Here is a 26,145-nt window from a genome sequence, read left to right on the forward strand (position 1 = left end):
CGCGCGCAACGAACGACATCACCGCTGTCGTGCGACATCGACCGCCCCGCACCGCACCGCCCCCGCGGCACGCTCAGCCCGCGTACGCCCCCACGAGCCGCACAGCCCCGCCGTCGACGCCCTTGGCGCCCTGCTCGAACCCGTCGAGGTCGCGCGCGGACATCGAGACCGCCCCGACCGCCCACGCCGCCAGGCCCGCAGCCCCGAGCGACGCGATGACGTCCTCCGCGGCAGCCGACGCGACGACCGCGAACATGCCGATGCCGAGGTTCCACGTGCCCTCGGTGTCCTCGATCGGCGTACCGGCCATCGATGCGAGCACCCGGAAGACGGGCAGGGGCTCCCAGGTGGAGCGGTCGACCTCGACCCAGGAGCCGACGGGCAGGACGCGGGCCAGGTTCGCCGCGATGCCACCACCGGTGACGTGCGAGAGCGAGTGCACGGCGCCGGGATGCTGCTCGATGAGCGACAGCAGCGGCGACGTGTAGAGACGGGTGGGCTCGAGGAGGGCCTCGCCGACGGAGGTGCCGCGGCCGCCGAGCTCCGGCAGCGAGTCCGTGTACGCGACCCCGCGCGACGACAGGATGTGCCGGACGAGCGAGTACCCGTTCGAGTGCAGCCCGGAGGACGCGATCGCGATGACGACGTCGCCGTCCTGCACGCGCTCGGCACCGAGCACGCTGTCGGCCTCGACAGCACCGACCGCGGCACCGGCCACGTCGTAGTCGTCCGGTCCGAGCAGCCCCGGGTGCTCCGCGGTCTCCCCGCCGACGAGCGCGGTGCCCGTCTCGGCGCAGCCCCGGGCGATGCCGGCGACGATGTCCGCGATGCGGTTCGGCACGACCCGTCCGCAGGCGATGTAGTCCGTCATGAACAACGGGCGGGCCCCGACCACGACGATGTCGTCGACGACCATGCCGACGAGGTCCTGCCCGATGGTGTCGTGCTTGTCGATGGCTTGCGCGATGGCGACCTTCGTGCCGACGCCGTCGGTGGACGTGGCGAGCAGCGGCCGTGAGAAGTCACGCAGGAACGAGACGTCGTAGAGCCCCGCGAATCCGCCCACCCCGCCCAGCACCGAAGCGTTGTGGGTGGCCGAGACGGCGGACTTCATGAGCTCGACCGCGAGGTCACCGGCGGCGGTGTCGACACCGGCCTCTGCGTACGGGTTGGGCATGCGTCGTCCTCCGCGGTGACATGGCAGACTTGTTCGGTACCCCCCGATTCTACGGTCTGGAGCACACCGCGAATGTGCGGCATCGTCGGCCTCGTTGCACAGGGCCCCGCCAACCAATCCATCTACGACGCACTGCTCCTCCTGCAGCACCGCGGGCAGGACTCGACCGGCATCGCCACGGTCGAGGGCCACGTGCACCACATGCACAAGACCCGCGGACACGTGCGCGAGGCGTTCCGGACCCGCGACATGCGGGCCCTCCTCGGCACCATGGGCCTCGGCCACGTCCGCTACGCCACGAAGGGCGCCGCGAGCAACGAGGAGGAAGCCCAGCCGTTCTACGTGAACGCGCCCTACGGCATCGTCCTCGTCCACAACGGCAACCTCACCAACACGCGGGAACTGACGCGTGAACTCTTCGACATCGACCGTCGGCACCTCAACACGACCTCGGACACCGAGCTCCTGGTGAACGTGCTGGCGCACGAGCTCCAGGGCCAGGTCCGCGGCACCGACCTCGACCCCGGCCAGGTGTTCGACGCGGTCGAGCGCGTGCACGAACGCGTCGAGGGGTCGTACGCCACGATCGCCACGATCGCGGGCCACGGTCTGCTGGCATTCCGCGATCCGTTCGGCATCCGTCCGCTCATCCTCGGACACAAGTTCGACGACGCCGGCAAGCCCGAGTGGGTCGTCGCCTCCGAGTCGCTCGTGCTCGAGTCCGGCGGCTACGAGATCGTCCGTGACATCGCGCCCGGTGAGGCCGTGTTCATCGAGATGAACGGTCAGATGCACGCCCGACAGTGCGCGAAGGACCCGCGCCTCGTGCCGTGCTCGTTCGAGTACGTCTACCTCGCGCGGCCCGACTCGGTCATGAACGGCATCTCGGTGTACGACGCCCGGCTCCGACTCGGCAACCGGCTGGCGGACACCATCGCGCAGTACGCGCCGACCGGCGACATCGACGTGGTCATGCCGATCCCGGACTCCAGCCGTCCGGCGGCCATGCAGGTGGCGCAGAAGCTCGGCATCGAGTACCGCGAGGGCTTCTACAAGAACCGCTACGTCGGCCGGACCTTCATCATGCCCGGGCAGGCGGAGCGCAAGCGGTCCGTCCGGCAGAAGCTCAACGCGATGTCGTCCGAGTTCAAGGGCAAGAACATCCTCATCGTCGACGACTCGATCGTGCGTGGCACCACGAGCCGCGAGATCGTCGAGATGGCCCGCGCCGCCGGAGCGAACGAGGTGACCTTCACGAGCGCCGCTCCCCCGGTCCGCTACCCGCACGTGTACGGCATCAACATGCCCACGCGCGCGGAGCTCATCGCGCACGACCGCAAGATCCCGGAGATCAACCGGGTGCTCGGCAGCGACCACCTGATCTACCAGGAGATCGGTGACATGCGCGACGCGATCATCGAGGGCTCGGACGTCACCGACCTCGAGATGAGCTGCTTCACCGGCGAGTACGTGACCGGCACGGTCACGCCGGAGTACCTGTCCTGGGTCGAGGCCAACCAGCTCAGCTAGGCACGTCGCCGGGGCGGTCCGGAGCAGGACGCGTCTACCGCGTCTGGTCGCCGTGGTCCTCGATCTCGCCGTCGACGGTCTCCGGGGGCATCTCCACCTCGACGCGCTCGGCCGTGAGCCGAGCGGCCCGCCGCGAGAACACCCGGTCGAGGACGACGGCGGCCACGGCGCCGAGGAACGCGCCGATCGTGACGCCCCAGAGCGAGAAGTACCCCACGAGCGAACCGAAGCTCGCGGTCTCCTGCTGGCCGCCGCGGTCGATGTTCATCGTGAGTGACACGACGATGAGCGTCGCGACGAAGCCGACCAGCGCACCGCCCACGATGAAGACGCCGAACTTCGGAGCGCGGCGGATGGTCACCTCGTCGGAGGAGGTGACGGCGTTCGGCGCCGGAGCCGGTCGTTCGTCGGGTCGGTCGGTGTTGCTCACCCGTCCATTGTCCCCCACTGTGGGAGGTGCTCCGGCCTGTCCGGTCGCGACGTTCCGGGGGAGGATGGTCCCCACCGTTCGGTGTCCACGGGGAAGAGGTGAGACGGATGCGCGAGCACAGCGCACGGGCGTCCCGTGTCCCCGCGCGTCTGGCGTGGCCGATCCTGCAGCGGCGCGAGGAGGACCGGGCCGTCTCCGTCGTCGCCGAGCACGGCTGGAGCGTCGCACTCGTCGGTGCCCCCGGGCTCGGCAAGACCTCGGCGGCCGTCCGGGTGACGGACCGGGTGTCGGCGCGGGACGCTTCCGGACGGACCCTCGTCGTCCCGATCACGGCCGTGGCGGCCAACCGGTCGATGCCGTTCGGCGCCGTCGCCGAGCGGTTCGGTGAGCTGCCCGGCTCCCTCGCCGAACTCGTCGGCGCGGGCGGTGCCGAGCAGCGCCTCCGCGAGACCGAGGAGCTCACCGACCGCGACGTGCTCCTCCGGGTCGACGACGCCGACCACCTCGACGCGATCTCGGCCCGGTACGTGGCGTGGCTCGTGCGCGACCAGGGTGCGCGCCTCGTCCTGACGTGTCGGGACTTCACCGCCCTGCCCGAGCCGCTCCGCGAGCTGTGGCAGGACGACCTGCTCGAACGCATCGACCTCGAACCGCTCGACCTGCACGAGACCTCGTCGCTCATCGCCGAGGCGCTCGGCGCCCAGCTCGAGACGGCGTCGGCGGAGCGCGTGCACCGGGCGACCGCGGGCAACCCGCTGTACCTGCGGGAGGTCGTGCGGGCGGCACTCGCCTCGGGGGCGCTCGAACAGACGGCCTCCGGGTGGTACTGGCGCGGCCGGGTCACCGCGTCGAGCAGCCTCGCGGACATGTACCGGACGGAGCTCGGTTCCCTGCCGGAGGACCTCCGGGACGTCGTCGACATCGTCGCGCTCGCCGACCCCATCCCGCTCGCCCGCCTCGTCGGCCTCGTGAGCGGCGGCGACGTCGACCGCGTGGTGGCGCTCGGCCTCGTCCGGATCGACTCCCTCGACGACGGCGCCGCGGTCGTCCGGCCGTCGCACCCCCTGGTCGGCGAGGTCGTCCGCGCACTGGTCCCGGTCGCCCGGCGGACGGCGTTGTTCGCCCGCGCGAACGTGTTCCGCACCGACCGACCCGAGGGGGCGCCGCCCGCAGCCCGGCTCCGGGCCGCGCTGTGGTCGCTGGAGTGCGGCGTGCTCCCGCCGGTGGGACAACTGCTCGACGCCGCCGTGGTCGCGTCCCGGCTGCAGGAGTACGAGAGCGGCATCGCGCTCGCCTCGGCGGCCCTGCGCACGACGCTCACGCCGACCGAACGGGTCGCGGCGCACTGCCTGCGGTCGCTCGCGCACTCGTACAGCACCGGCCGGGAAGCCGGACGCGCGGACGCCGAGGCGGCCTGGAACCTCGTCCGGTCGGCCCCCGACGAGGTCGACGACGACGCCGTGGTGGAGGCGTGCGAGACCCTCGCGAACATCCGGCAGTTCCACGACGACGACGTGGCGGCTGCGGTGGCGCTGACGGACGTGGCGGCCGGGTTCGTGGCCGGCGGCACCGTCGAACGGCTCCGGCTCCTCCGCCTCGCGCACCTCGGCTGGGGCGGCCGCTTCGAGGAGGTGCGCACCGAGATCGAACGGTCCGGCATCCTGCACGCGGCCACCGTGCCGTTCTCCTTCCTCTGCCTCGCGCCGTGCGCCGTGATGGCCCTCGCGACCGGGGGTCGGTTGGACGAGGCCGCGGCGCTGGGGAAGGCGTGCCTCGCGACCGCGGTGGAACACCTCGAGGAGGCGCCCTGGAGCGTCGGCGAGATCGTCTCGGTGATGCACCAGGTCCAGGTCTGGCGCGGGGACATCGCGGACCTCATCACCGAGGTCCCGGTCCGCCGGTCCAGCCCGTACCTCAAGTACGACTTCACACTCGAACTCATCGGGGACGGCAACCTCGCGATCGCGCAGCGTCGGTGGGACGACGCCATCGCCGCGTTCTCCGCCGCGTGCGAGCGGTACGACGTGGCGGACCACGGCGGGTTCGCCGCCTACCCGTGGGCCCGCCTGGCGCTCTCGTACGCGTACGCCGGCCAACCCGAGCAGGCCACGGCAGCGTTGGAGCGTGCGCGGTCGACGCCGCTCCGCGCCATGCGGATCATCGGCGAGCAGGTGGCCGTGTCGATCGCGTGGGCCGAGGCCGTGCTCGGCCACCCGGCGGGCCTCCGTCACGCCGACGAGATCATCGAGCGCGGGACCGCCAGCGGCGCGTGGACGCACGTCATGTACGCGCAGACGTTGCACTACACGAACGACATGGTGAACGGGCGCGACACGGCGGCCTCCCTCGACCGGATGCGCCGTGCGGCCGCGCGCGTGGACGGCCCGCTCGCCGCTGCGATCGTCGAGTACGCCGACGCTCTCCGGGCCGGGGAGCGGACCCGCATCATCGCAGCGCAGGGCGTCCTGGCGAGCCACGGCATGGCGGTCTCGGCGGGCAAGGTCAAGCCGCCCCTGACGAACCGTGAGTACGAGGTCGCGGAACTCGCGGCGCAGGGGCTCAGCAACCGACGCATCGCCGAGACGCTCGGGCTGAGCGTCCGGACGATCGACGCGCACCTGTCGAGGGTGTTCTCGAAGTGGGAGCTGCACGCCCGGACGGAGCTCGCGGAGCTGCTCTGACGACCCGTTCCGCGGCGACGACGGGACGCATGTTCGTTGCGGATTGCAGCACGACGCGCCGGAACGGTTGACACCCCGTGACGAATGTCGCGTACCTTTGTCCCTGTCGCCGGGTTCGGACCCGTTCGGGTCGGGTCCGAATCCCGGCGACTTCAACGCTATCGACCGGGTCGATGCCTCCGCATCGGTAGGTACTACCTAATTCCCCGAGGTCGGCCAGCAGGGCACCGACATCTGCGCGGGTTCGCGCCCCTCGGGTCAGGCGTCGAGTCGGACCGGGAGGAACCCCGTCAGGTCGGCACGGGAGCCCGATGCGCTCACCCGCGACTGCGCGAGGGCGTCGTCCCACCGGAGCGCCCCGGTGGCGAGTGCCAGCCACGTCGCGGCGTCCGTCTCGACCACGTTCGGCGGGGTCCCGCGCGTGTGTCGCGGGCCCGGGACGGCCTGCACGGCCGCGAACGGCGGTACCCGGACCTCCACGCTGTTGCCGGGCACGTCGTCGGCGAGACGCTGCAGCGACCAGCGCACCGCCGTGGCGAGGGTCGGGCGAGCGATCTCCCCCTGCAGCACCGCCGCGAGCGCGGCGCGTCCTTCCGCGTCCTCGATCCTCCTGGGTGGCATCTCCACAGGCTAGCCGCCGCATCGCGGGCGGCGAGCCCGGCTGGGTAGGGTGATCGGGTGCGAATCCTCGTCCTCGGTTCCGGTGCCCGCGAGCACGCGATCATCACGGCCCTCCTCGCTGAGCAGGCCGGTCACGTCATCACGGCAGCACCCGGCAACGCCGGCATCGCCGCCGACGTCGAGACCGTCTCCCTCGACCCGACGAACGGCGCGCTCGTCGCCGAGTACGCGATCGAGAACGGCGTCGAGCTCGTGGTCGTCGGCCCCGAGGCGCCGCTCATCGCCGGTGTCGCCGACCCGGTGCGCACCCGCGGGATCCCGGTGTTCGGGCCGAGCAAGGCCGCAGCGCAGCTCGAGGGGTCGAAGGCGTTCGCGAAGCGCATCATGTCCGAAGCGGGCGTCCCCACCGGGCGTCCCGTCTCCGCCGGCACCGTGGACGAAGCGGTCGCCGCGATCGACGAACTCGGCGTCCCGTACGTCGTGAAGGCCGACGGGCTCGCCGCCGGCAAGGGCGTCCTGGTGACCGAGGACCGGCAGGCAGCGATCGACCACGCCACGTACTGGCTCCAGCACGGCCACGTCGTCGTCGAGGAGTTCCTGGACGGCGAAGAGGTCTCGCTCTTCTTCCTCAGCGACGGGCACGACGTGCACGCCCTCAGCCCCGCGCAGGACTACAAGCGCCTCGGTGACGGCGACGTCGGCCCGAACACCGGCGGTATGGGCGCCTACTCGCCGCTGCCGTGGCTCACCGACCGCTGGTCCTCCGAACGCGCCTTCGTGGACGAGGTCACCGACCTGGTGGCGCTCCCGACCGTCCGCCGACTCGAACACGAGGGGACGCCGTTCGTCGGGTTGCTGTACTGCGGCCTCATCGTCACCGAGCAGGGCGTGCGGGTCATCGAGTTCAACGCGCGCTTCGGCGACCCGGAGACCCAGGTCGTGCTCCCCCGCCTGGCCACACCGCTGAGCGGCCTCATGCTCGCCGCGGCCACCGGACAGCTCGCCTCCGTGCCGGCGCCGGAGTTCCGCGACGAGGTGGCCGTGACGGTCGTCCTCGCGAGCGAGGGCTACCCGGAGAACCCCCGCACCGGCAGGCCCATCACCGGCATCGACGAGGCGAACGCGCGTGAGGGCGTCTCCGTCGCGCACGCCGCGACCGGCGTGCTCGACGACGGGCTCGTCGCGACGGGTGGCCGTGTGCTGAGCGTCGTCGCCACCGGCTCCTCGTTCGCCGAGGCCCGGGAGCGCGCCTACGCCGGGATCGGCGACATCACGCTCGAGGGCGCGCAGTTCCGCACCGACATCGCCGCGAAGGTCGCCCGGTGAGCGCCGCGCCCGAACTCGACGGCTGGCAGCACGTCTCGTCCGGCAAGGTCCGCGAGCTCTACGTCCCCGCGGGCACCGCTGACGTCGCGAGCGCGACCGAGCTGTTGCTCGTCGCCTCCGACCGGGTCAGCGCCTACGACTTCGCGCTCGAGCCGCCGATCCCCGGCAAGGGCGAGCTCCTCACGCGGCTGTCCCGGTTCTGGTTCACGCAGCTCGCCGACATCCCGAACCACCTCATCGCACCGTCCGCCGGTGGCACGCCGGTGCCGTCCTCGGTGGCGGCACGGTCCATGCACGTCATGCCGCTGACGATGTTCCCCGTCGAGTGCGTCGTGCGCGGGTACCTCGTCGGCAGCGGGTGGTCCGAGTACCAGGAGAGCGGGAGCGTGTGCGGCGTGCAGCTGCCGGCCGGGCTGTCGAACGGGGACCGCCTGCCGGAGCCGATCTACACGCCGGCGTACAAGGCGCCGCAGGGTGAGCACGACGAGAACATCTCCTTCGAGCAGACCGAGGAGCTGGTGGGTGCCGACGTCGCCGCGCAGCTCCGGGACCTGTCGCTCCGGGTCTACTCCGAGGCTGCGGCGATCGCGCTCGACCGCGGTGTGGTCATCGCGGACACGAAGTTCGAGTTCGGGCGGGATGCGTCCGGTGTCGTCCGCATCGCCGACGAGGTCCTGACGAGCGACTCCAGCCGGTACTGGGACGCGCGTTCGGAGCACCGCGCCGAGAGCTTCGACAAGCAGATCGTGCGGGACTGGCTCAGCGCGAACTGGGACCGGCAGGGGACGCCCCCGGTGCTCCCGGATGCGATCGTGTCGCGGACGGCCGAGCGCTACCGCGAGCTGATCGACCGTCTCGGCGCCTGACGCCCCCGCCGACGGCGGGCCCACGGCGCGGCCCCGCCGCGCGCGTCAGTCGCGCGCGACGACCACGACCGTCAGGTCGTCCCCCGGGTCGTGCGTGACCGCTCGGGCGCGCACCCGCTGCAGGAACGTGTCGATCTCCGGCGCGTCCCGCCACATCGCTCCGAGCGCCCCGAGTGACGCGAGCGTGGAGTCCCACAGTTCGAGCGCGCCGTCGCTGACGAGGAGCAGGACGTCCCCGCGCTCGAGCTCGAGGCTGCCGGTCACGCGCTCGGCACCGGCGGGGTGCAGCCCGATCGGCAGGTCGTACGAGCGCAGGACGCTCTCGGTGCCGTCGGCGTGCAGGTGCAGGACGAGACCGTGGCCTGCGTCGGTGAACTCCATGCGGCCGGTCGCGGTGGCGAGTCGGCCGTGGAACATCGTCGCGAAGGACTCGGCACGGGACAGGTCCGGTCCGACCTGGGCCTCGAGCGCGGCCACGGCGCGGTCCGGTCGCTCGGTGGACCGGGCGAGCAGCGCACCGCGGATCGTCGCGGCGAGGAGCCCGGCGGACATCCCCTTGCCCATCACGTCCGCCACCGTCACGACGATCGAGGAGTCGTGGACCTGCCAGTCGTGGAAGTCGCCGGAGACGACGCCGTACGGTACGGACATCCCGCCGACCCGGTACCCGGCCACGGTGACCGCCGCGGGCTCGAGGCCGGCGAGCACGGAGCGGAGGCGGTCCTCGTCCGCGCCGGCCGCGAGCTCCCGTTCCGCCCAGACGCCGAGTTCCTCGAGCAGGGCGAGGTCGTCCGGCTCGAGCGTCCGGGGCTGCTGGTCGATGAGGCAGAGCGTCCCGACCTTGACGTCGTCGTCCCCGATGCGGATCGGGACCCCGGCGTAGAAGCGCACGTGCGGGTCCCCGGTGACGGCGGGGAGGTCCGCGTACCGGCCGTCGGCGAGCGCGTCGGGCACGATCACGGCCCCGGGAGCGGTGATGGTCCGGCCGCAGAAGGTGTCCTGGAGGGGGCTGACCGGCGCCAGCGGGACGTCCATCTGCTGCGACTTGATCGTGAGGTGGGTCTCCCCCGCGAGGTTGATGAAGGACCCGGTGACCCCGAACGCCTCGCGCGCGATGCGGGTGATGCGCTCGAAGCGTTCCTCGGCCCCGCTGTCGACGACGTCGAGCGCGGTGAGGAGCGCGGCCCGGCGGACGGCGTCCGTGTCGGGGCGGTCGGAGACTGCGGGCTCGTGGTGCATGCGTCAACGCTAACGCGCGGACCGGACAGTCCCAGTCCCCCGAAGGGAGGACGACGGGCGGATCCGTGACAGATGTCACGCCGGGATCGTGACGTCCGGCAGCGGTCCGGGGCAGCGGTGCGCGCGAAGCTCGACGGCATGAACGACACACCGGTCATCCAGCTCCGCGGCCTCCGGAAGCGCTTCGGCGCGGTGGCCGCGGTCGACGGCGTCGACCTGACGATCCGTCCGGGCGAGGTCGTCGCCCTCCTCGGTCCGAACGGCGCGGGCAAGACCACGACGGTCGACCTGGCGCTCGGCCTCTCGACGCCGACCACCGGCGAGGCGCTGCTCTTCGGCGGGGACCCCCGCGCCGCGGTCGTCGCGGGCCGGGTCGGCGCGATGCTGCAGGGCGGCGCCCTCCTGCCCGACATGACGGTGCGGGAGTCGGTCGCACTCGTCGCGGCGGTCCATCGTCGTCCCATGCCGGTCGACGAGGCGCTGCGGCGGGCACGGTGCACCGAGATCGCGGGGCGTCGGATCGGCAAGCTCTCCGGTGGTCAGCTGCAGCGGGCCCGGTTCGCGGTCGCCGTGGTCTCCGACCCGGACCTCCTCGTCCTCGACGAGCCGACGGCCGCGATGGACGTCGAGGCCCGGCACACCTTCTGGTCGGCCATGCGGGAGTTCACCGACGCCGGACGCACCGTGGTGTTCGCGACGCACTACCTCGACGAGGCCGACACGTTCGCCGACCGCATCGTGATCATGCGCGCCGGCCGGGTGGTCGCCGACGGCACGCCGGCGGCGATCAAGGCGATCACGGCGACGCGTGCGATCCGGTTCTCCGGCGTCGGTCCCGCGGCGCACACCGCTCTGCGCGCGTTGCCGGGTGTCCTGGGCCTGGAGGCGCGGCACGACTCCGTCACGCTCCGTTCCGACCGCAGCGACGACACGCTCCGCGCGCTCCTCGGCACCTTCCCGCAGGCGCACGACGTCCAGGTGGTCGCCTCGACGATGGACGACGCCTTCCTCGCCCTGACTGCCGACACCACCACCCCCGCCACGCTCACCGACACCACCACCGACCCCGAGGGAGTCCGCGCATGACCACCACGACCTCCGTCCGGCCCGCCGCCGCGACGCGCACACGACCGGTCACCGGGCGGCTGCCGCTCCGGTACGTGTCCCTCGAGACGAAGCGGCAGCTCCGCAACGTGCGGGCGATGGTGTTCACGTTCGCCGTCCCGGTCGTCATGCTGCTCGTGTTCGGCTCGGCGTTCGGCGGGCAGCAGGACCCGACGACGCACCTGCCGTACCTCGTCGTCACGACCCTGCAGATGGCCTCGTACGGGGCGATGACGGCCGCGCTGAGCCAGGCGTTCGCGATCGTGAACGAGCGGGCGCTCGGCTGGAACCGTCAGCTCCGGGTGACCCCGCTGTCCGGATGGGGGTTCATGGTCTCGAAGGTGATCGCCGCGATGGCGTTCGCCGCGATGTCGATCGTCGTCACGGTGCTCGTCGCCACGCTCGGCCTGCACGCGTCGCTCGACCCGGCCCGCTGGTTCGCCGCCGGTCTCGGGATCTGGTGCGGCGTGGTCCCGTTCGCGCTCATCGCGATCCTCGTCGGGCAGTTCGCGAAGCCGTCGTTCGCGCAGCCGTTGTTCATGGTGGTGTTCATGGGCATGGCGATCCTCGGCGGGCTGTGGGTGCCGCTGTCGGTCATGCCGGACTGGATGGGGAGCGTGGCGCACCTCGTGCCGTCCTACTGGCTGAACCGGATCGGCCAGATGGGCGCGGGCGCGTCGGGCACGTCCGGGATGACCGAGCCGGCCCTCGTGCTGGCGGCCTGGGCGGTGGCCCTCGCTGCCGTGATCGTGTGGCGCTACCGGCGCGACGCCGCACGAGCGTGACCGACGGCCCTACGCTGGCACCGATGTCCGACGCGACCAACACGGCGGAGGCACGGGGCGCGGACGACGCACCCCGCGCCTCCCGGCCGTCGCGCCCGGCTCCGCGGTCGTTCCCGTGGGCCGTCGCGCCGGGGGCGAGCGACGACGACATCCGGATCGGGCGACGTCGGTGGTACGCCGGGGCCGTCTTCGCGCTCCTCTGGCAGGCGCTCGAGGTCATCGCCGTCTGGAACGACGGCCGGAGCCTGCGTGCACACCTCCTGGCGTCCGTCGCCCTCGCGGTCGTGTACGCCGCGTACCTGTTCGCGCCCGAGCTCATGTGGCGTCGCAGCATCCGCGGGCGGGTCGCCGTCGTGGTGGGCGTCGCGGTCCTCGCCGGGCTGCTGCTGCTCGTGGTCGGGCCGCTCGCGGTCTGGACCTGGCTGCTCGTCGCCGCGCTGGCCGGGTTCGTCGCCGAACGGCTCTGGGAGGCGGGCGTGGTCGTGCTCGGGATCGTCGGAGCCCAGTTCCTCGTCGCCGCGAGCACCGGCTGGGACACCGCGGTGAACAGCGGCATCCTCTTCGCCCCGGTGATCACCGTGTCCGTCGGCGCCTCGATGCTGTTCTTCGGGCGGCAACGCGAGGCGGAACAGCGCCTCGGGGTGGCGCAGGACGAGATCACCCGGCTCGCCGTCGTCGAGGAACGCGCACGGTTCTCCCGCGACCTGCACGACGTGCTCGGGCACTCGCTGACGGTCGTGGCGATGAAGTCCGAGCTCGCCGCACGGCTGGTCGACGCCGATCCGGCGCGGGCGAAGGCCGAGATGCAGGACGTGGAGCGGCTGTCCCGGGAGGCGCTCCAGGGCCTCCGGCAGGCCGTCAGCGGGTACCGGCAGGCCGACCTCGACGCCGAACTCGTGTCAGCCCGCGCGGCCCTGGACGCCGCGGAGATCGACGCCGTGCTCCCCAGCGACGGCACAGCGGCCGCAGCCGACGCACGGAGCCTGTTCGCGTGGGTGCTCCGCGAGGGCGTGACGAACGTCGTCCGCCACGCCGCCGCGAGCCGGGTGCGCGTGACGCTCACCCGCACCGCCCTGACGGTCGAGGACGACGGCACCGGCACGGTCGGGACGACGGGGGGCACCGGGGGCAACGGCCTGCGCGGGCTCCGCGAGCGAGCGGACGCGGTCGGTGCGACCCTGACGACCGGCACGAGCGACCTCGGCGGATTCCTGCTGCGGGTCGAGAGGAGCGGACGATGACCGGGACCATCCGCGTGCTGCTGGCCGACGACCAGGCGCTCGTCCGCGGTGCGCTCGCCTCGCTGCTGTCGCTCGAGCGGGACATCGACGTCGTCGCCCAGGTCGCCCGGGGTGACGAGGTGCTCGACGCCGCCCGCGCGTCCGGGGCCGCGGTGGCGCTGCTCGACGTCGAGATGCCCGGCGCGGACGGTCTCACCGCCGCGGCGACCCTGGCGCGCGAGCTGCCGACGTGCCGGTCGCTCATCGTGACGACGTTCGGGCGCCCCGGGTACCTCCGGCGAGCCCTCGAGGCCGGTGCCGCCGGGTTCGTCGTGAAGGACACACCCGCGGAACAGCTCGCCGACGCCGTCCGCCGCGTCGCCGGCGGGTTCCGCGTCGTCGACCCCGTGCTGGCCGCGGAGTCGCTCGCCGCGGGCCCGTCGCCCCTCACGCCGCGGGAGACGGACGTGCTCATCGCGTTCCGGACGGCACCGACCGTGGCAGGGGTCGCGGGCACGCTCCACCTGTCCGAGGGCACCGTCCGGAACCACCTGTCCTCGGCGATCGGGAAGACCGCCGCACGGAACGCGACCGAGGCGCTCCGGGTCGCCGCGGACAACGGCTGGCTGCTCGGACCGGCCTGACGCGCGGCGTACCCTGGTCGTCGTGCTCCGTCGTGTCGTCCCCGTGTTCGTCCTCGGCGCCGCCGCGGTGCTCGCCCTCGCGGGCTGCGGTGCCCACGACTCGACCGGGCAGGTGTCGGTGACGGTGTCCGCGAACGCGGCCGACCACCCGTACGAGGTGAAGGTCTACGCGTCGACCGGCAAGTTGTCCGAGCACCAGCGGGTGTTCGCGGGCGGCACGGCGAACTTCGCGGGCGTGCCCCTCGGGCCGGTGACGATCCGCGCATCCGGGCTGTGCCCGCAGCACGCGAAGGTCACGAACGACGAGGTCGCCTCGGTCACGCTGGGCACGACCGGCTGCTGAGCCCGCGCCGCCGCGGGCTCGTGACGGTGGACCGACGGGAGGCATGGTGCGGGTCGGACCCGCACCGCGCCTCCCGTGCCCGGTCGCGTCCCGCTCGGGTGCGGCCCGCCCGGTCGCGTCCCCGTCCGGGGTCGCTCAGCCCTCGACGCGCCCCGAGCGGCCGAGGGTCTCGTGCGGGCTCTCCCCGAACCGACGACGGTAGGTCGCCGCGAACCGCCCGAGGTGCGCGAACTGCCAGCGCCGGGCGACGTCGCGCACCGTGACGACGCCGGTGCGCCGGGACGCGAGCTCGAGGTGCACGCGGTCGAGTCGGACCTCGCGCAGGTAGCGCATCGGCGTGACCGCCAGCCGACGCCGGAACAGGTCCTGCAGCCCCCGCTCGCTGAGGTCCGCCGCGGCGGCGATGTCCGCGACCTCGATGGGCTCGCCCGCGTGGTCGTGCACGAACCGGATCGCGTGGCGGAGCCGGTGCTGGACGTCCGAACGCGATCGGGTGAACGTCGAGGTGACGACGGTGGCCACGCGCCGGTTCAGCGCCGCTCGCTCGTCGGGCTGCAGCGCGGGGTCGAGGATCCGGTCGGTGACCTCACGGAGCAGCGCGAGCAGGGGTTCGACGCCCGGGTCGTCGGCGTCGGGCTGGACGAACTCCGAGGGCTCCTCGGTGTCGCCGAGCACGGCCGGCGCGATGTGCAGGAGCGTCATCCCCCGCGCATCCGTCTCGAACGCGTAGGCGACCGGGGCGGAGAGCATCATCGGGCGTCCGGCTCGGACCTCCCACGTGCTGCCGTCGTCGGCGGTGAGCGTCGCCCCGCCGTCCTCGAGCACGAAGACGACGTGGTCCGGGCGCGGCCCGATCGTGCCCGCCTGCGGACCGTCGGTGCGGATCTGCCGGATGGTGACGTCGTCGTCGCCACCGGTGCGGTAGTCGAAGGCCGGTTCGGACGGCGGCATGGCATCCCTCCGATCGGCGTGCGGCACACCGGGTCCGGCGCTCTCCGAACGCTACCGCGACCGGCCGACGGCGCACGCGCACGACACCCGCCGCGGGGGCCGGGCGCGCTCAGTGGGTGAGCAGCACCTTGACGAACCCGATCACGAAGGCGACCGCGGCGAGCACGATGCCGCCCCACAACCCGAGGAACGTCGGGCGCTTCCCGCTGAAGCGCTGCATGAAGACACCGACCAGGCCGATGCGGACGACGAGGATGACGAGCGCCGCCGTCTGCGCCCAGGGAGCCGGCAGCCACCCGATCCAGGACGCCGCGTACAGCACGGCGGGGATCAGGCCCGACGTCGCGATCGGGTTGGCGTTCCGCGCGATGATCGCGACCGACTCGCGCCGGGCGTCGTCGGATCCGCTGCCGTCGTCGCCGAAGCCGTGCGCGACGAGGTGGGACAGCACGTGCGCGAGGTACGTCAGCACGGCCGTGCCGAGGACGGCCCAGACCGCGGCTCCGTGGTGGATCGCGTCGGGGTCGACCGCGATCGCCGCGGCGAGCACCGTGATGTTGCCGTAGATGTAGGACGACATGCGGTCGCGCATCTGCTCGACCGGGAAGTCGCCGGGGCCCGAACGGCCGCCGGGACGCCCTCCCGAGCGACCACGAGGACGGGGGTGCGGTCGAGGTGCGCGCGGCATGCTCCCATCTTCCCCCGTCACCGACGCCCGCTGCGGACGCGCACCGCGAGCAGCGGGACGCATTTGGTTGACGCGTCAACCACATGCGCGCACACTGGTCCCATGCACACGCAGGACCTCCTCGCCGCCGACACCGGGATGGGTGCCGTGACCCTCCGGGTCGCCGACCTCGACCGGATGATCGGCTTCTACACCGAGGGCGTCCGGCTCTCGGTCCTCACCGACGACGGCGCCGTCGCGGTCCTCGGTCGGGGCACGACGCCGATCGTGGTCCTCGAACACGCACCCGCCATGCGGCACGCCGCCCCGCACGAGGCCGGCCTCTTCCACACCGCGATCCTGTTCGACACCCGCGCCGACCTCGCGGCGGCGCTCTACTCCGTCGCGACGAAGTACCCCGAGACGTTCACCGGCAGCGCGGACCACCTCGTGAGCAACGCCTTCTACTTCCAGGACCCCGAGGGCAACGGCGTCGAGCTGTACTGGGACCGCGACCGGACGGAGTGGTCGTGGACGCACGGCTCCGTCGACATGGACACGATCTTCCTCGACCCGAACGCGTTCCTCCGCGCGCACCTGACCGAGACCGCGCTCACTTCGGCACAGGCAGCCCCCGGCAAGGTCGGGCACGTGCACCTCTCCGTCGGCGACGTCGCGACGGCGAAGGAGTTCTACGTCGACCGGCTCGGCTTCGCGGCGACCGCGGGGTGGGGCGAGGCGCTCTTCGTCAGTGCCGGCGGCTACCACCACCACATGGCGATGAACACGTGGAACTCCCGCGGAGCCGGTCGACGCCAGCTCGCACTCGGCCTCGGACTCGTCCGGATCGAGGTACCCGGCACCGACGACCTCGGGGCACTCGTCGAGCGGATGCACCACACGGGCGTCCAGACTGCCGACGACGGTCGGACCGTCGCGTTCGAGGACCCGTGGGCGAACCGCATCGAGGTCACGACGCCGGCACGCGGCTGAACCGCGGGCCCGAGTCCCGCGTCCGGCGACACTCCTCGTGCTCGATCGCGCGAGGATCGTCGCCCAGCCCGAGACCCGGCCGGGCCGGCTCCGACAGGATGGACGCATGACTGACGACATCCGGTGGGAGGTGGTCGAGGAGAGCGCCCTGTCGCTCACCGACCACGAGGCGATCGCAGCGCTCCTGGGGCAGGCCTTCCCCGACTGGTCGCACTGGTACGTGGGCGGCCGCAGCTGGGCCGGCATGCAGCCCGAACGACGCGTGCTCGCCCGGGGCGACGACGACGTCGTCCTCGCGCACGTCGGCATCCGCCGGATGTTCATCACGGTCGGCGGCAGGGACGTCCTGGTCGGCGACACCGGACTCGTCGCGGTGTCGCCCCGGCTGCAGGGCACGGGCAAGGGCCGCGACCTGATGGAACGCGCGCACGCCGTGCTCGAGGGGCTGGCGGTGCCGTACGGATTCCTCGGCGCAGCCGAGAACCGCGTGCCGTTCTACGCCAACCTCGGCTGGCACCTCTTCGACGACGTGGTGGGCGACTACACCGCGTTCACGGCCGAGGGCGCGGGCCTGCCGATGACCGACCAGGGCGGCTGGATGGTGCTGCCGGTGACCGACCGGCTGGAGGCCTGGCCCGCTGGACCGATCTGGCTCAACGGCCAGCAGGTCTAGACACAGTCCCACGACGGACGGGAGGCGCGGTGNCCGGCACCGCGCCTCCCGTCAAGTGGGGCCGGGGCCTACGCCTCGACCGCGACCTTCTCCGGGTCCTCGCTGGAGCCCGGCGCGCTCGGCACGACCGCGGCGCGCACGCGCGCTCCGAGGTCGGGGTCGACGTTGGTCCAGTACGCGAAGACGCGCTCGCGCAGGTCGTCGCGCGTCACCTTCGAGACGTGCCCGGCGATGTTGCCGACCAGGCGCTCGCGGGCGGCGTCGTCGAGGACCTCGCGGTAGAGCGTGCCGGCCTGACCGAAGTCGTCGTCCTCGGGGTGGAGGGTCGCTGCGGAGCGCTGCAGGGCGCCGTCGGACTCCCAACCGGGAGCGTCGTCCGTGGCGGCCGGGTCGGCGTGCGCACCGCCGAGGGAGTTCGGCGCGTAGACGGGGACCTCGGACTTCTGGAAGTCGAACCGCATGGCGCCGTCCTTCGAGTACGAGTGGACCTCGTTCTTCGGGGCGTTCACCGGCAGCTGCGCGTGGTTCGTGCCGACACGGTAGCGGTGCGCGTCCGCGTAGCTGAAGATGCGGGCGAGGAGCATCTTGTCGGGGCTGGCAGCGATGCCCGGCACGAAGTTCGAGGGGGCGAAGGTCGCCTGCTCGATCTGCGCGAAGTAGTTCTCCGGGTTGCGGTTGAGCTCCATCGTGCCGACCTCGATGAGCGGGTAGTCCGCGTGCGGCCAGACCTTCGTGAGGTCGAACGGGTTGAAGCGGTAGGTCTTCGCGTCCTCGTAGGGCATGACCTGCACCTTGAGGGTCCAGCGCGGGAAGTCCTGCCGCTCGATCGCCTCGTGCAGGTCACGGATGTGGAAGTCCGCGTCCTCGCCGGCGATGCGGTCGGCGTCCTCCTGGGTCAGGGTCTTGTGGCCCTGCTCGGTGATGAAGTGGTACTTCACCCAGAAGCGCTCGCCGTCGGCGTTGATCCACTGGTAGGTGTGCGACCCGAAGCCGTCCATGTTGCGCCAGCTGGCGGGGAGGCCACGGTCACCCATGAGCCACGTGACCTGGTGGGCCGACTCGGGCGACAGGGTCCAGAAGTCCCACTGCATGTCGTGGTCACGGAGGTGCGACCCCGGCAGGCGCTTCTGGGAGCGGATGAAGTCCGGAAACTTGATGCCGTCGCGGAGGAAGAACACCGGGGTGTTGTTGCCGACGAGGTCGTAGTTGCCCTCGGTCGTGTAGAACTTCAGCGCGAAGCCACGGGGGTCGCGCCAGGTGTCCGGGGAGCCCTGCTCGCCGGCGACGGACGAGAAACGGGCGAGCATCTCGGTGGTCTGGCCCGGCTGCAGGAACGCCGCGCGGGTGTAGCGGCTGACGTCGTGCGTGACGGTGAAGGTGCCGAACGCACCGCCGCCCTTGGCGTGCACGACGCGCTCCGGGATCCGCTCCCGGTTGAACTGGGCGAGCTTCTCGACGAGGTAGTGGTCGTGGAGCGCGATGGGGCCGTCCGCGCCGACACTCATCGAGTGCTGGTCGCTGGAGACGGGTGCGCCGCTGTTGGTCGTCGTGGTGGGCGTGTTCTGGTCGGACACGGTTCCTCCTCAGGTGGAACGGTTGGTTCGGTCAGGGTTGCTCGGGTTGCTCGGTGTCGTCGCGCTCGGCGGCGGCGCACCGCTCGCAGATGCCCCAGTACGTGACCTCCGCGGTGGTGACGGCGAAGCCGTGCGTCTCGGACGGGGTCAGGCAGGGCGCGTGACCGACGGCGCAGTCGACGTCCGCGATGGCGCCGCACATGGTGCAGACGATGTGGTGGTGGTTGTCACCGGTCCGCCGTTCGTAGCGGGCGGGACTGCCGGCGGGTTCGATGCGCCGGACCAGGCCGACGCCGGTGAGCGCCGCGAGGACGCCGTAGACCGCCTGGTGACTGGTGGTCGGCAGCTCGGCGGTGAGCGCGGTGACGATGTCGTCGGCGGTGGCGTGCGGCATCGACCCCGTGGCGCGGAGGACGGCGAGCCGTGGTGTCGTGACCCGGAGACCGGAGGCGCGGAGCAGGTCGGCGTCGACGTCCATGCTGGGCCTTTCTTTTGCAGAGATCAAGACAACGAGACCACTGTACACCAGGCCCGGGTCACCGGGATCTGAACCGGTTCTCACCGTGCGGGCCCGCTGTGCGCCGCTCCGGAGGCGGAGGATTGTCGTCGGCAGCACGACCCCGCAGGAGGCACCCCACGCCCTCGACACCCGAGTTCTGGAGCATCTGGCACGTCGACCCGCTCGCGGCGGTCCTCATCGCCGTCGCCGCCGTCACCTACGGGTGGTGGATGGTCGGGGCCGCGCGTCGCGGTACCCGGTGGCCGTGGTGGCGGAGCCTGGCGTTCCTCGCGGCGCTCGTCCTGTTCGGGATCCTGCAGTTCGGCATCGTCGGTGTGTACGACCGACAGCTCCGCTGGGCCTTCGTGCTGCGGCTCGCGCTGCTCTTCTTCGCCGTGCCGACGTTCGCCGCGTTCGCCGCGCCGGTGTCCCTGCTCCGCGCCGGAGGCCCGGAACGGCTCGCCCGTGCGGCCACGGCGGCGCTCGCCTCGCGCCCGGGACGGTTCCTGGGGAACGCGATCGTCTCCCCGCTGATCGCCCTGGCGTTGTTCTGCTTCCTGCTCACCCCGCTGTCGGCCGTGGTGCGGGAGTCCGAGGTCAGCGCGACCGCGATCACCGTGCTCGTGCCGATGCTCGGCTTCGCCCTGCTGACCCCGCTCTCGGAGCCGGGCGTCCTGCGGTCGTCGACGTTCGTCACCGTCGAGTTCCTGCTGGCGTTCGTCGAGCTCCTCGCCGATGCGATCCCGGGCATCGTCCTGCGCGTGTCGAACCACGTGCTCGACGGCTCGCTCGTGCACGCGGTCGGGCGACCGTGGTTCCCGTCACCGTTGCAGGACCAGCACCTCGCCGGGGACCTGCTCTGGTTCATCGCCGAGGTGGCGGACGTCCCCGTGCTCATCTCGCTCTTCATCCGGTGGCAGCGCACCGACCGGCGGGAGGCCCGCTCGGTCGATGCGCTGAGCGACGAGGAGATGGAGGAGCTCACCCGGGCGCACCTGCAGCGCCGCGGGTGAGCCCCCGAGGGCTAGGCGTCCGCGTGCTTGCCGCGGTGGTCGACGGCCGCCAGTTCGTCCTCGGCGGTGGCCGGGGCGGCACCCGCCGCGTGCGCGCCGGTCGTCGCGCCCTGCTCGGCGACGGACGCGCTGGGGTCGGAGCCGGCACCCGGCTGCGTCGCCATCGAACCGGTCTGCTGCCACGCGACGATCTGCTTCGGCTTGCCGAGGCAGAGCGCGGCGATGATCGCGACGACGAGCACCACGGCCGGCAGGACGAGCGACTGGCCCATCGCGGTCGAGAACGGCTGCTGGAGCATGCTCGGGAGCGCCCCGACCTGCTGCTCGGCACCGCCGGCGCTGTGACCCCCGGTCGACGCCGGGAAGTTCGCCGTGATGCGGGCCTCGATCAACGCGGCGATGCCGGCCGAGCCGAGGACGGCGCCGATCTGCCGGGTCGTGTTGTAGACGCCCGAGCCGGCACCGGCCAGCTTCGGCGGCAGGTTGCGGGTCGCGGAGACCGAGAGGGGTCCCCACATGCAGGCGTTCGCGAGGCCCAGGAGCGTCGACGGCAGCAGCACCCAGCCCCAGTCCGCCCCGGACGCCAGGAGCGAGCCGAACCAGAACAGTGCGCCCGAGAAGCAGGCGAGACCGAACGACGCGACCCAGCGGGCGTTCCAGCGGTGCAGGTTCTTGCCGACCAGCGGCGCGAGGCCGGCGGACAGGACGGCCTGCGGCACGAGCAGCAGCGCGGCCTGGGTCGGGCTGAAGGTGAGGACGTCCTGCGCCCACAGCATGATCGGGAGGGCGAACGACGAGATCGCGACGCCCACCGCCGTGATGGCGATGTTGGCGAGGGTGAAGTTGCGGTCCTTGAACAGGCCGAGCGGCAGCAGCGGCTCGCCCTTCTGCACGCCCTGCCAGACGACGAACGCGGCGAGCACGACGAGGCCGGCGATGATGAGCGACCAGACGGTGATCGGGCCCGTGATGGTGCCCCAGTCGTACGTCTCGCCTTCCTGGATGCCGAAGACGAGCAGGAACATGCCGACGGCGCTCAGCACGATGCCGAGGTAGTCGAAGCGGTGCCCGTGGCGCTCGAATGTCGGGACGAAGCGCTGCGCGAGGACGAACGCGACGACGCCGACCGGGACGTTGACGAAGAAGATCCATTCCCAGCCGAAGCCGTCGACGAGCAGGCCGCCGACGATGGGCCCGACGAGTGAGGCGACCCCGGCGACGGCGCCCCAGAGCCCCATCGCGGCACCGCGGTTCTGCGGCGGGAAGATGCGCGTGATGACCGACATCGTCTGCGGCGTCATCATCGCGGCACCGAGCCCCTGCACCACGCGGGCGACGATGAGCACCTCGATCGAGCCGGCGAGACCGCACCAGAGGCTCGAGAGCGTGAACACGACGAGACCGGTCTGGTACAGCACCTTCGGGCCGAAGCGGTCACCGAGCCGACCGGTGATGAGCAGCGGGACCGCGTACGCGAGCAGGTACGCGCTCGTCACCCAGATCACGGAGTTGATGTCCGCGTGGAGCTTCTGGGCGATGGTCGGGGTCGCGACCGACACGATGGTCGAGTCGACGAGGATCATGAAGAAGCCGACGACGAGCGCCCACAGGGCGGGCCACGGCTTCTTCTCGGTCGTCCGCGGGGGCGTGACGGTGGTCATCGAGTGGGTTCCTTGCTGTTCGTGGAGGGGTCGGTGTCGTCGGGGACCGCCGGTCCGTCCCAGCGGACGTCACCGCTGGCGATCCGGTCGGCGGTGGCGGAGAGCCACTCGATCTGCGCCGTGAGCATGGCACGGACGTACGACACGTCCAGCCAGAAGCGGTCGGCGAGACGCTTGGCTTCCAGGCCCGTGGCTGCCTCGTCGTACTCGGCGCGTTGGTCGCGGAGCGCGTCCGCTCGTGCACGCAGGGCGCTGACGGCGTCCGGTGCGGTCAGGTTGTCGACGTGGGAGACGGCGAGCTGGAACTCCGGGTACTCGTCCGCCGGCTCCGCGATCATCCGGCGGAGTGCGGCCCGGAGTTCGGCGCGCCCGTGGTCGGTGATGGCGTAGGTCGTGCGTTCCGGGCGGTTGCCCTCGCGCGCGGAGCCGAGCGCCTCGGCGAACCCGAGGTCCACCAACCGGCCGATCTGGTGATAGAGCGTGCCGGGCCGGACCTTGACGTTCTGGTCCTCGCGGCGCTGCAGCATCGTCTGGAACATCTCGTAGGGGTGCATGGGCGCTTCGGCCAGGAGCCCGAGCGCGGCGAACGCGAGCGGCGTGAGCGACGCCATCCGTGCCTCCCGTCCGGTGTTCGACAACGACTATTCGACCTGGAATATACGTCTTGGAGGAGAACGCTGCAAGACGGTCCGGCGTGTCGCGGCCGCACCGTAGACTGGTGCCGTCCCACCCACCCCCGAAGCGCTGGAGTGAACACGTGCCAACGATCGTCGTCGAGGTCATGCCGAAGGCCGAGATCCTCGACCCGCAGGGCAAGGCGGTGGGCAACGCCCTCGCCCGTCTCGGCAAGGCCGACCTGACCAACGTCCGCATCGGCAAGCGCTTCGAGGTGACCGTCGACGGCCCCGTCGACGACGCCAAGCTCGCCGAGGTCCGCGACATCGCGGCGGACGTCTTCTCGAACGCCGTGATCGAGGACGTCGTCTCGGTCACCGTCGCCGACGAGGCGTGAGCCCGATGCGCATCGGCGTCATCACGTTCCCGGGTTCGCTCGACGACCGCGACGCCCAGCGCGCGGTGCGCCTCGCGGGCGCAGAGGCCGTGGCCCTCTGGCACGGCGACCACGACCTGCAGGGGGTCGACGCGATCGTGCTGCCCGGCGGGTTCTCCTACGGCGACTACCTCCGCGCCGGTGCGATCGCCGCGAAGGCCCCGATCATGGCCGAGGTCATCGACGCCGCCGGCAAGGGCATGCCCGTGCTCGGCATCTGCAACGGCTTCCAGATGCTCGCCGAGGCCCGCCTCGTCCCGGGCGCCCACACCCGCAACGCGCACCAGCAGTTCATCCGGCGCGACCAGAAGCTCCGCGTCGAGACGACCGCGACGGCGTGGACGAGCGGCTTCGCGTCCCAGCAGGAGATCACCATCCCGCTGAAGAACGCCGACGGCCGGTTCGTCGCCGACGCCGACGAGATCAAGCGCATCGAGGACAACGGCCAGGTGGTGTTCCGCTACGTCGGCGTGAACCCGAACGGGTCGATCGACGACATCGCCGGCGTCTCGAACGAGCGCGGCAACGTCGTCGGCCTCATGCCGCACCCCGAGCACGCGACGGAGCCCGGGTTCGGCCCGGACACCCCCGCGGCGATGGCCTCCGGCACGGACGGCCTCACCTTCTTCACCTCCGTGATCGAGTCGACGCTGGTCAAGTGACCACCACGTCGACGAACACGACTCCAGTGACAGGGAACGACAACACCGTGACGACCTCCGTTCGCCCGAAGCCCGACACCGTGCAGGACGCCGCTGCCACCCCCGACAAGGAGCAGCCGTACGAGGCCCTCGGGCTCAAGGCGGACGAGTACGCGAAGATCCGCGAGATCCTCGGCCGCCGCCCCACCTCGGGCGAGCTGGCGATGTACTCGGTCATGTGGTCCGAGCACTGCTCGTACAAGTCGAGCAAGAACTACCTCCGGCAGTTCGGCAAGAAGGTCACGCCGGAGATGACGAAGAACCTCATGGTCGGCATGGGCGAGAACGCCGGTGTGATCGACGTGGGCAACGGCTGGGCGGTGACCTTCAAGGTCGAGTCGCACAACCACCCCTCCTACGTCGAGCCCTACCAGGGTGCCGCGACCGGCGTCGGGGGCATCGTCCGCGACATCATCTCGATGGGCGCCCGACCGGTCGCCGTGATGGACCAGCTCCGCTTCGGCGCGATCGACCACGAGGACACCGCGCGCGTCGTGCACGGCGTCGTCGGCGGCATCTCGTTCTACGGCAACTGCCTCGGCCTGCCGAACATCGGCGGCGAGACCTACTTCGACCCGGTGTACCAGGGCAACCCGCTCGTCAACGCGCTGGCGGTCGGCGTGCTCCGGCACGAGGACCTCCACCTCGCGAACGCGTCCGGCGCCGGCAACAAGGTCGTGCTCTTCGGTGCGCGGACCGGAGGCGACGGCATCGGCGGCGCGTCGATCCTCGCCTCCGACACCTTCACCGAGGGCGGCCCGACGAAGCGTCCGGCCGTCCAGGTGGGCGACCCCTTCGCCGAGAAGGTCCTCATCGAGTGCTGCCTCGAGCTGTTCCAGAAGGAGCTGGTCGAGGGCATCCAGGACCTCGGCGCGGCCGGCATCTCCTGCGCGACCTCCGAGCTCGCGAGCAACGGTGACGGCGGCATGCACATCTCGCTCGACGACGTGCTGCTCCGCGACCCCTCGCTCACCGCAGAAGAGATCCTCATGTCGGAGAGCCAGGAGCGCATGATGGCGGTCGTCCGCCCCGAGAAGCTCGACGAGTTCCTCGCGGTCGTCGACAAGTGGGAGGTCGAGACCAGCGTCCTCGGCGAGGTCACCGGGACGGGCCGCCTCGTCATCGACTGGCAGGGCCAGGAGATCGTGAACGTCGACCCGCGCACGGTCGCCGTCGACGGTCCGGTGTACGACCGTCCCGTCGCCTACCCGACGTGGATCGACGCACTGCAGGCCGACTCGGCCGCGTCGCTCGACCGCCCGGCCGACGGCCCCGCGATGAAGGCGCAGTTCCTCAGCCTGCTCGGTTCGCCGAACCTCGCCTCGAAGAACTGGGTCACGAACCAGTACGACACCTACGTGCTCGGCAACACGGCACTCTCCTTCCCCGACGACGGCGGCATGATCCGTGTCGACGAAGAGACCGGCCTCGGCGTGACGATCGCGACCGACGCGAACGGCCGGTACTGCCAGCTCGACCCGAAGCAGGGTGCGCGTCTGGCCCTGGCCGAGGCGTACCGGAACGTCGCCGTGACCGGTGCCGTCCCCGCCGCGGTCACCGACTGCCTGAACTTCGGCTCCCCGGAGAACCCCGAGGTGATGTGGCAGTTCTCCGAGGCCGTCGAGGGCCTCGCGGACGGCTGCATGGAGCTCGGCATCCCGGTGACCGGCGGCAACGTGTCGTTCTACAACCAGACCGGCACCACCCCGATCCACCCGACGCCGGTCGTCGGGGTCCTCGGTGTGATCGAGGACGTCGCACTGCGGGTCCCCTCCGGCTGGCAGGACGACGGCCACAACATCTACCTGCTCGGCACGACGTCGCTCGAGCTCGACGGCTCGGCGTGGGCCGGCACCGTGCACGGGCACCTCGGTGGACGCCCGCCGGCGGTCGACCTCGAGCACGAGAAGGCCCTCGCCGACCTCCTGCACGCTGCGGCCGGCGAGCAGCTGCTCACCAGCGCGCACGACCTGGCGGACGGCGGTCTCGGCCAGTCCCTCGCCGAGTCGGTGCTCCGGTTCGGCATCGGCGCCCGGGTCGTCCTCGACGAGCTCGAGGAGCGCGACGGCGTCGACACCGCGACCGCGCTGTTCTCCGAGTCGACCGGTCGCGTCATCGTGACCGTCCGGCGCGAGGACGACGTGCGCTTCCAGGGCCTCTGCGACGGGCGCGGCTTCCCCGTGCTCCGCATCGGCGTCACCGACGCCACGAGCGGCACGCTCGAGGTCCAGGGCGCGTTCGAGGCGACGATCGACGAGCTGCGCGGCGCCCACGCCGCCACGCTCCCGTCGCGCTTCGGGGACGTCGTCGCCGAGGACGTCACCGAGGGCTACGTCGGTCGGGGTCCGCTCGACGCCGACGGCACGTTCTCGCCGCGCACCGACGGCTGACCCCGC

The 26,145-nt window shown here is 71.9% G+C and carries 25 protein-coding genes; 15 read left to right on the forward strand and 10 right to left on the reverse strand.

Annotation, left to right across the window (positions count from 1 at the left end; translation table 11 throughout):
• Positions 1 to 73: 73 nt before the first annotated feature.
• On the reverse strand, positions 74 to 1,177 hold the full coding sequence (gene purM, locus ACTJKO_RS15225; protein ID WP_440689988.1) for a phosphoribosylformylglycinamidine cyclo-ligase: 1,104 nt from the start codon (positions 1,175 to 1,177) through the stop codon (positions 74 to 76).
• Positions 1,178 to 1,249: 72 nt separating this feature from the next.
• Here purM and purF point away from each other — a divergent pair, with 72 nt between their 5' ends.
• Positions 1,250 to 2,707 (forward strand): amidophosphoribosyltransferase, encoded by a 1,458-nt coding sequence (gene purF, locus ACTJKO_RS15230; protein ID WP_440689989.1) that lies wholly within the window; start codon positions 1,250 to 1,252, stop codon positions 2,705 to 2,707.
• Positions 2,708 to 2,741: 34 nt separating this feature from the next.
• On the opposite strand, the gene ACTJKO_RS15235 is transcribed toward purF, so the two are convergent.
• Entirely contained in the window at positions 2,742 to 3,137 is a 396-nt protein-coding gene (locus ACTJKO_RS15235) for a hypothetical protein (protein WP_440689990.1), read from the reverse strand.
• A 107-nt stretch (positions 3,138 to 3,244) separates the two neighbouring features.
• Between ACTJKO_RS15235 and ACTJKO_RS15240 the strand changes: the two genes are divergently transcribed.
• Positions 3,245 to 5,818 carry a LuxR C-terminal-related transcriptional regulator gene (locus ACTJKO_RS15240; protein WP_440689991.1) on the forward strand — a complete coding sequence of 858 codons (2,574 nt, stop codon included), beginning with the start codon at positions 3,245 to 3,247 and terminating at the stop codon, positions 5,816 to 5,818.
• A gap of 258 nt (positions 5,819 to 6,076) precedes the next feature.
• Here the strand turns inward: ACTJKO_RS15240 and ACTJKO_RS15245 are convergent, their stop codons facing one another.
• Entirely contained in the window at positions 6,077 to 6,439 is a 363-nt protein-coding gene (locus ACTJKO_RS15245) for a sterol carrier family protein (RefSeq protein ID WP_440689992.1), read from the reverse strand.
• Positions 6,440 to 6,496: 57 nt separating this feature from the next.
• Here ACTJKO_RS15245 and purD point away from each other — a divergent pair, with 57 nt between their 5' ends.
• Together purD and ACTJKO_RS15255 are read left to right on the forward strand one after the other, a co-directional pair.
• A complete protein-coding gene (gene purD / locus ACTJKO_RS15250; RefSeq protein WP_440689993.1) occupies positions 6,497 to 7,765 on the forward strand; it encodes a phosphoribosylamine--glycine ligase in 1,269 nt (422 codons plus the stop codon).
• Entirely contained in the window at positions 7,762 to 8,631 is an 870-nt protein-coding gene (locus ACTJKO_RS15255) for a phosphoribosylaminoimidazolesuccinocarboxamide synthase (protein ID WP_440689994.1), read from the forward strand. Before purD ends, ACTJKO_RS15255 begins: the two co-directional genes overlap by 4 nt.
• 45 nt (positions 8,632 to 8,676) lie before the next feature.
• On the opposite strand, the gene ACTJKO_RS15260 is transcribed toward ACTJKO_RS15255, so the two are convergent.
• Positions 8,677 to 9,870 carry a PP2C family protein-serine/threonine phosphatase gene (locus ACTJKO_RS15260; RefSeq protein WP_440689995.1) on the reverse strand — a complete coding sequence of 398 codons (1,194 nt, stop codon included), beginning with the start codon at positions 9,868 to 9,870 and terminating at the stop codon, positions 8,677 to 8,679.
• A gap of 138 nt (positions 9,871 to 10,008) precedes the next feature.
• Here ACTJKO_RS15260 and ACTJKO_RS15265 point away from each other — a divergent pair, with 138 nt between their 5' ends.
• Genes ACTJKO_RS15265 through ACTJKO_RS15285 form a run of 5 tightly spaced genes read left to right on the forward strand, consistent with a single transcriptional unit; the run spans position 10,009 to position 13,966 of the window.
• Positions 10,009 to 10,956 carry an ABC transporter ATP-binding protein gene (locus ACTJKO_RS15265; RefSeq protein ID WP_440689996.1) on the forward strand — a complete coding sequence of 316 codons (948 nt, stop codon included), beginning with the start codon at positions 10,009 to 10,011 and terminating at the stop codon, positions 10,954 to 10,956.
• The gene (locus tag ACTJKO_RS15270; protein WP_440689997.1) at positions 10,953 to 11,759 is read left to right on the forward strand and encodes an ABC transporter permease; all 807 of its coding nucleotides are present in this window, start codon (positions 10,953 to 10,955) and stop codon (positions 11,757 to 11,759) included. The genes ACTJKO_RS15265 and ACTJKO_RS15270 overlap by 4 nt, the downstream gene beginning before the upstream one ends.
• A gap of 23 nt (positions 11,760 to 11,782) precedes the next feature.
• Positions 11,783 to 13,000, forward strand: a complete 1,218-nt coding sequence (locus tag ACTJKO_RS15275) for a sensor histidine kinase (RefSeq protein WP_440689998.1) — start codon at positions 11,783 to 11,785, stop codon at positions 12,998 to 13,000.
• Positions 12,997 to 13,623, forward strand: coding sequence for a response regulator (locus tag ACTJKO_RS15280; RefSeq protein WP_440689999.1), 627 nt, complete (start codon positions 12,997 to 12,999; stop codon positions 13,621 to 13,623). The genes ACTJKO_RS15275 and ACTJKO_RS15280 overlap by 4 nt, the downstream gene beginning before the upstream one ends.
• A 22-nt stretch (positions 13,624 to 13,645) precedes the next feature.
• A complete protein-coding gene (locus ACTJKO_RS15285) occupies positions 13,646 to 13,966 on the forward strand; it encodes a hypothetical protein (protein ID WP_440690000.1) in 321 nt (106 codons plus the stop codon).
• Between the two features lie 135 nt (positions 13,967 to 14,101).
• Here ACTJKO_RS15285 and ACTJKO_RS15290 read toward each other — a convergent pair whose 3' ends face one another.
• Together ACTJKO_RS15290 and ACTJKO_RS15295 are read right to left on the reverse strand one after the other, a co-directional pair.
• Positions 14,102 to 14,917, reverse strand: coding sequence for a helix-turn-helix transcriptional regulator (locus ACTJKO_RS15290; RefSeq protein WP_440690001.1), 816 nt, complete (start codon positions 14,915 to 14,917; stop codon positions 14,102 to 14,104).
• A 109-nt stretch (positions 14,918 to 15,026) separates the two neighbouring features.
• Positions 15,027 to 15,497: a hypothetical protein gene (locus tag ACTJKO_RS15295; RefSeq protein WP_440690002.1), complete on the reverse strand. Its 471-nt coding sequence runs from the start codon at positions 15,495 to 15,497 to the stop codon at positions 15,027 to 15,029.
• A gap of 210 nt (positions 15,498 to 15,707) precedes the next feature.
• On the opposite strand from ACTJKO_RS15295, the gene ACTJKO_RS15300 reads away from it, so the two are divergent.
• Together ACTJKO_RS15300 and ACTJKO_RS15305 are read left to right on the forward strand one after the other, a co-directional pair.
• Positions 15,708 to 16,577: a VOC family protein gene (locus ACTJKO_RS15300; RefSeq protein ID WP_440690003.1), complete on the forward strand. Its 870-nt coding sequence runs from the start codon at positions 15,708 to 15,710 to the stop codon at positions 16,575 to 16,577.
• 106 nt (positions 16,578 to 16,683) lie between these two features.
• Positions 16,684 to 17,250 carry a GNAT family N-acetyltransferase gene (locus tag ACTJKO_RS15305; RefSeq protein WP_440690004.1) on the forward strand — a complete coding sequence of 189 codons (567 nt, stop codon included), beginning with the start codon at positions 16,684 to 16,686 and terminating at the stop codon, positions 17,248 to 17,250.
• A 68-nt stretch (positions 17,251 to 17,318) separates the two neighbouring features.
• Here the strand turns inward: ACTJKO_RS15305 and ACTJKO_RS15310 are convergent, their stop codons facing one another.
• A complete protein-coding gene (locus tag ACTJKO_RS15310) occupies positions 17,319 to 18,824 on the reverse strand; it encodes a catalase (protein ID WP_440690005.1) in 1,506 nt (501 codons plus the stop codon).
• A gap of 31 nt (positions 18,825 to 18,855) precedes the next feature.
• On the reverse strand, positions 18,856 to 19,302 hold the full coding sequence (locus ACTJKO_RS15315) for a Fur family transcriptional regulator (protein WP_440690006.1): 447 nt from the start codon (positions 19,300 to 19,302) through the stop codon (positions 18,856 to 18,858).
• Positions 19,303 to 19,424: 122 nt separating this feature from the next.
• Between ACTJKO_RS15315 and ACTJKO_RS15320 the strand changes: the two genes are divergently transcribed.
• Complete coding sequence (locus tag ACTJKO_RS15320; RefSeq protein ID WP_440690007.1) at positions 19,425 to 20,336, forward strand: cytochrome c oxidase assembly protein; 912 nt, start codon at positions 19,425 to 19,427, stop codon at positions 20,334 to 20,336.
• Positions 20,337 to 20,347: 11 nt separating this feature from the next.
• On the opposite strand, the gene ACTJKO_RS15325 is transcribed toward ACTJKO_RS15320, so the two are convergent.
• Positions 20,348 to 21,997, reverse strand: coding sequence for a DHA2 family efflux MFS transporter permease subunit (locus ACTJKO_RS15325; RefSeq protein WP_440690008.1), 1,650 nt, complete (start codon positions 21,995 to 21,997; stop codon positions 20,348 to 20,350).
• Positions 21,994 to 22,608, reverse strand: a complete 615-nt coding sequence (locus ACTJKO_RS15330) for a PadR family transcriptional regulator (protein ID WP_440690009.1) — start codon at positions 22,606 to 22,608, stop codon at positions 21,994 to 21,996. Before ACTJKO_RS15330 ends, ACTJKO_RS15325 begins: the two co-directional genes overlap by 4 nt.
• 146 nt (positions 22,609 to 22,754) lie before the next feature.
• On the opposite strand from ACTJKO_RS15330, the gene purS reads away from it, so the two are divergent.
• Genes purS through purL form a run of 3 tightly spaced genes read left to right on the forward strand, consistent with a single transcriptional unit; the run spans position 22,755 to position 26,139 of the window.
• On the forward strand, positions 22,755 to 23,009 hold the full coding sequence (purS, locus tag ACTJKO_RS15335; RefSeq protein ID WP_440690010.1) for a phosphoribosylformylglycinamidine synthase subunit PurS: 255 nt from the start codon (positions 22,755 to 22,757) through the stop codon (positions 23,007 to 23,009).
• Positions 23,010 to 23,014: 5 nt separating this feature from the next.
• Positions 23,015 to 23,710: a phosphoribosylformylglycinamidine synthase subunit PurQ gene (gene purQ / locus ACTJKO_RS15340; RefSeq protein WP_440690085.1), complete on the forward strand. Its 696-nt coding sequence runs from the start codon at positions 23,015 to 23,017 to the stop codon at positions 23,708 to 23,710.
• Between the two features lie 26 nt (positions 23,711 to 23,736).
• Entirely contained in the window at positions 23,737 to 26,139 is a 2,403-nt protein-coding gene (purL, locus tag ACTJKO_RS15345; protein ID WP_440690086.1) for a phosphoribosylformylglycinamidine synthase subunit PurL, read from the forward strand.
• The last annotated feature ends 6 nt before the right edge of the window (positions 26,140 to 26,145 follow it).

The organism is Curtobacterium sp. 22159, assembly GCF_052045775.1.
Lineage (GTDB): Bacteria > Actinomycetota > Actinomycetes > Actinomycetales > Microbacteriaceae > Curtobacterium.

Bases quoted from the DNA above. Each gene is read 5' to 3' on its own strand.
- purM (WP_440689988.1), bottom strand. From the start codon at position 1,177: ATGCCCAACCCGTACGCAGAGGCCGGTGTCGACACCGCCGCCGGTGAC.
- purF (WP_440689989.1), top strand. From the start codon at position 1,250: ATGTGCGGCATCGTCGGCCTCGTTGCACAGGGCCCCGCCAACCAATCC.
- ACTJKO_RS15240 (WP_440689991.1), top strand. From the start codon at position 3,245: ATGCGCGAGCACAGCGCACGGGCGTCCCGTGTCCCCGCGCGTCTGGCG.
- ACTJKO_RS15245 (WP_440689992.1), bottom strand. From the start codon at position 6,439: ATGCCACCCAGGAGGATCGAGGACGCGGAAGGACGCGCCGCGCTCGCG.
- ACTJKO_RS15260 (WP_440689995.1), bottom strand. From the start codon at position 9,870: ATGCACCACGAGCCCGCAGTCTCCGACCGCCCCGACACGGACGCCGTC.
- ACTJKO_RS15265 (WP_440689996.1), top strand. From the start codon at position 10,009: ATGAACGACACACCGGTCATCCAGCTCCGCGGCCTCCGGAAGCGCTTC.
- ACTJKO_RS15270 (WP_440689997.1), top strand. From the start codon at position 10,953: ATGACCACCACGACCTCCGTCCGGCCCGCCGCCGCGACGCGCACACGA.
- ACTJKO_RS15275 (WP_440689998.1), top strand. From the start codon at position 11,783: ATGTCCGACGCGACCAACACGGCGGAGGCACGGGGCGCGGACGACGCA.
- ACTJKO_RS15280 (WP_440689999.1), top strand. From the start codon at position 12,997: ATGACCGGGACCATCCGCGTGCTGCTGGCCGACGACCAGGCGCTCGTC.
- ACTJKO_RS15290 (WP_440690001.1), bottom strand. From the start codon at position 14,917: ATGCCGCCGTCCGAACCGGCCTTCGACTACCGCACCGGTGGCGACGAC.
- ACTJKO_RS15295 (WP_440690002.1), bottom strand. From the start codon at position 15,497: ATGTCGTCCTACATCTACGGCAACATCACGGTGCTCGCCGCGGCGATC.
- ACTJKO_RS15300 (WP_440690003.1), top strand. From the start codon at position 15,708: ATGCACACGCAGGACCTCCTCGCCGCCGACACCGGGATGGGTGCCGTG.
- ACTJKO_RS15305 (WP_440690004.1), top strand. From the start codon at position 16,684: ATGACTGACGACATCCGGTGGGAGGTGGTCGAGGAGAGCGCCCTGTCG.
- ACTJKO_RS15315 (WP_440690006.1), bottom strand. From the start codon at position 19,302: ATGGACGTCGACGCCGACCTGCTCCGCGCCTCCGGTCTCCGGGTCACG.
- ACTJKO_RS15325 (WP_440690008.1), bottom strand. From the start codon at position 21,997: ATGACCACCGTCACGCCCCCGCGGACGACCGAGAAGAAGCCGTGGCCC.
- ACTJKO_RS15330 (WP_440690009.1), bottom strand. From the start codon at position 22,608: ATGGCGTCGCTCACGCCGCTCGCGTTCGCCGCGCTCGGGCTCCTGGCC.
- purQ (WP_440690085.1), top strand. From the start codon at position 23,015: ATGCGCATCGGCGTCATCACGTTCCCGGGTTCGCTCGACGACCGCGAC.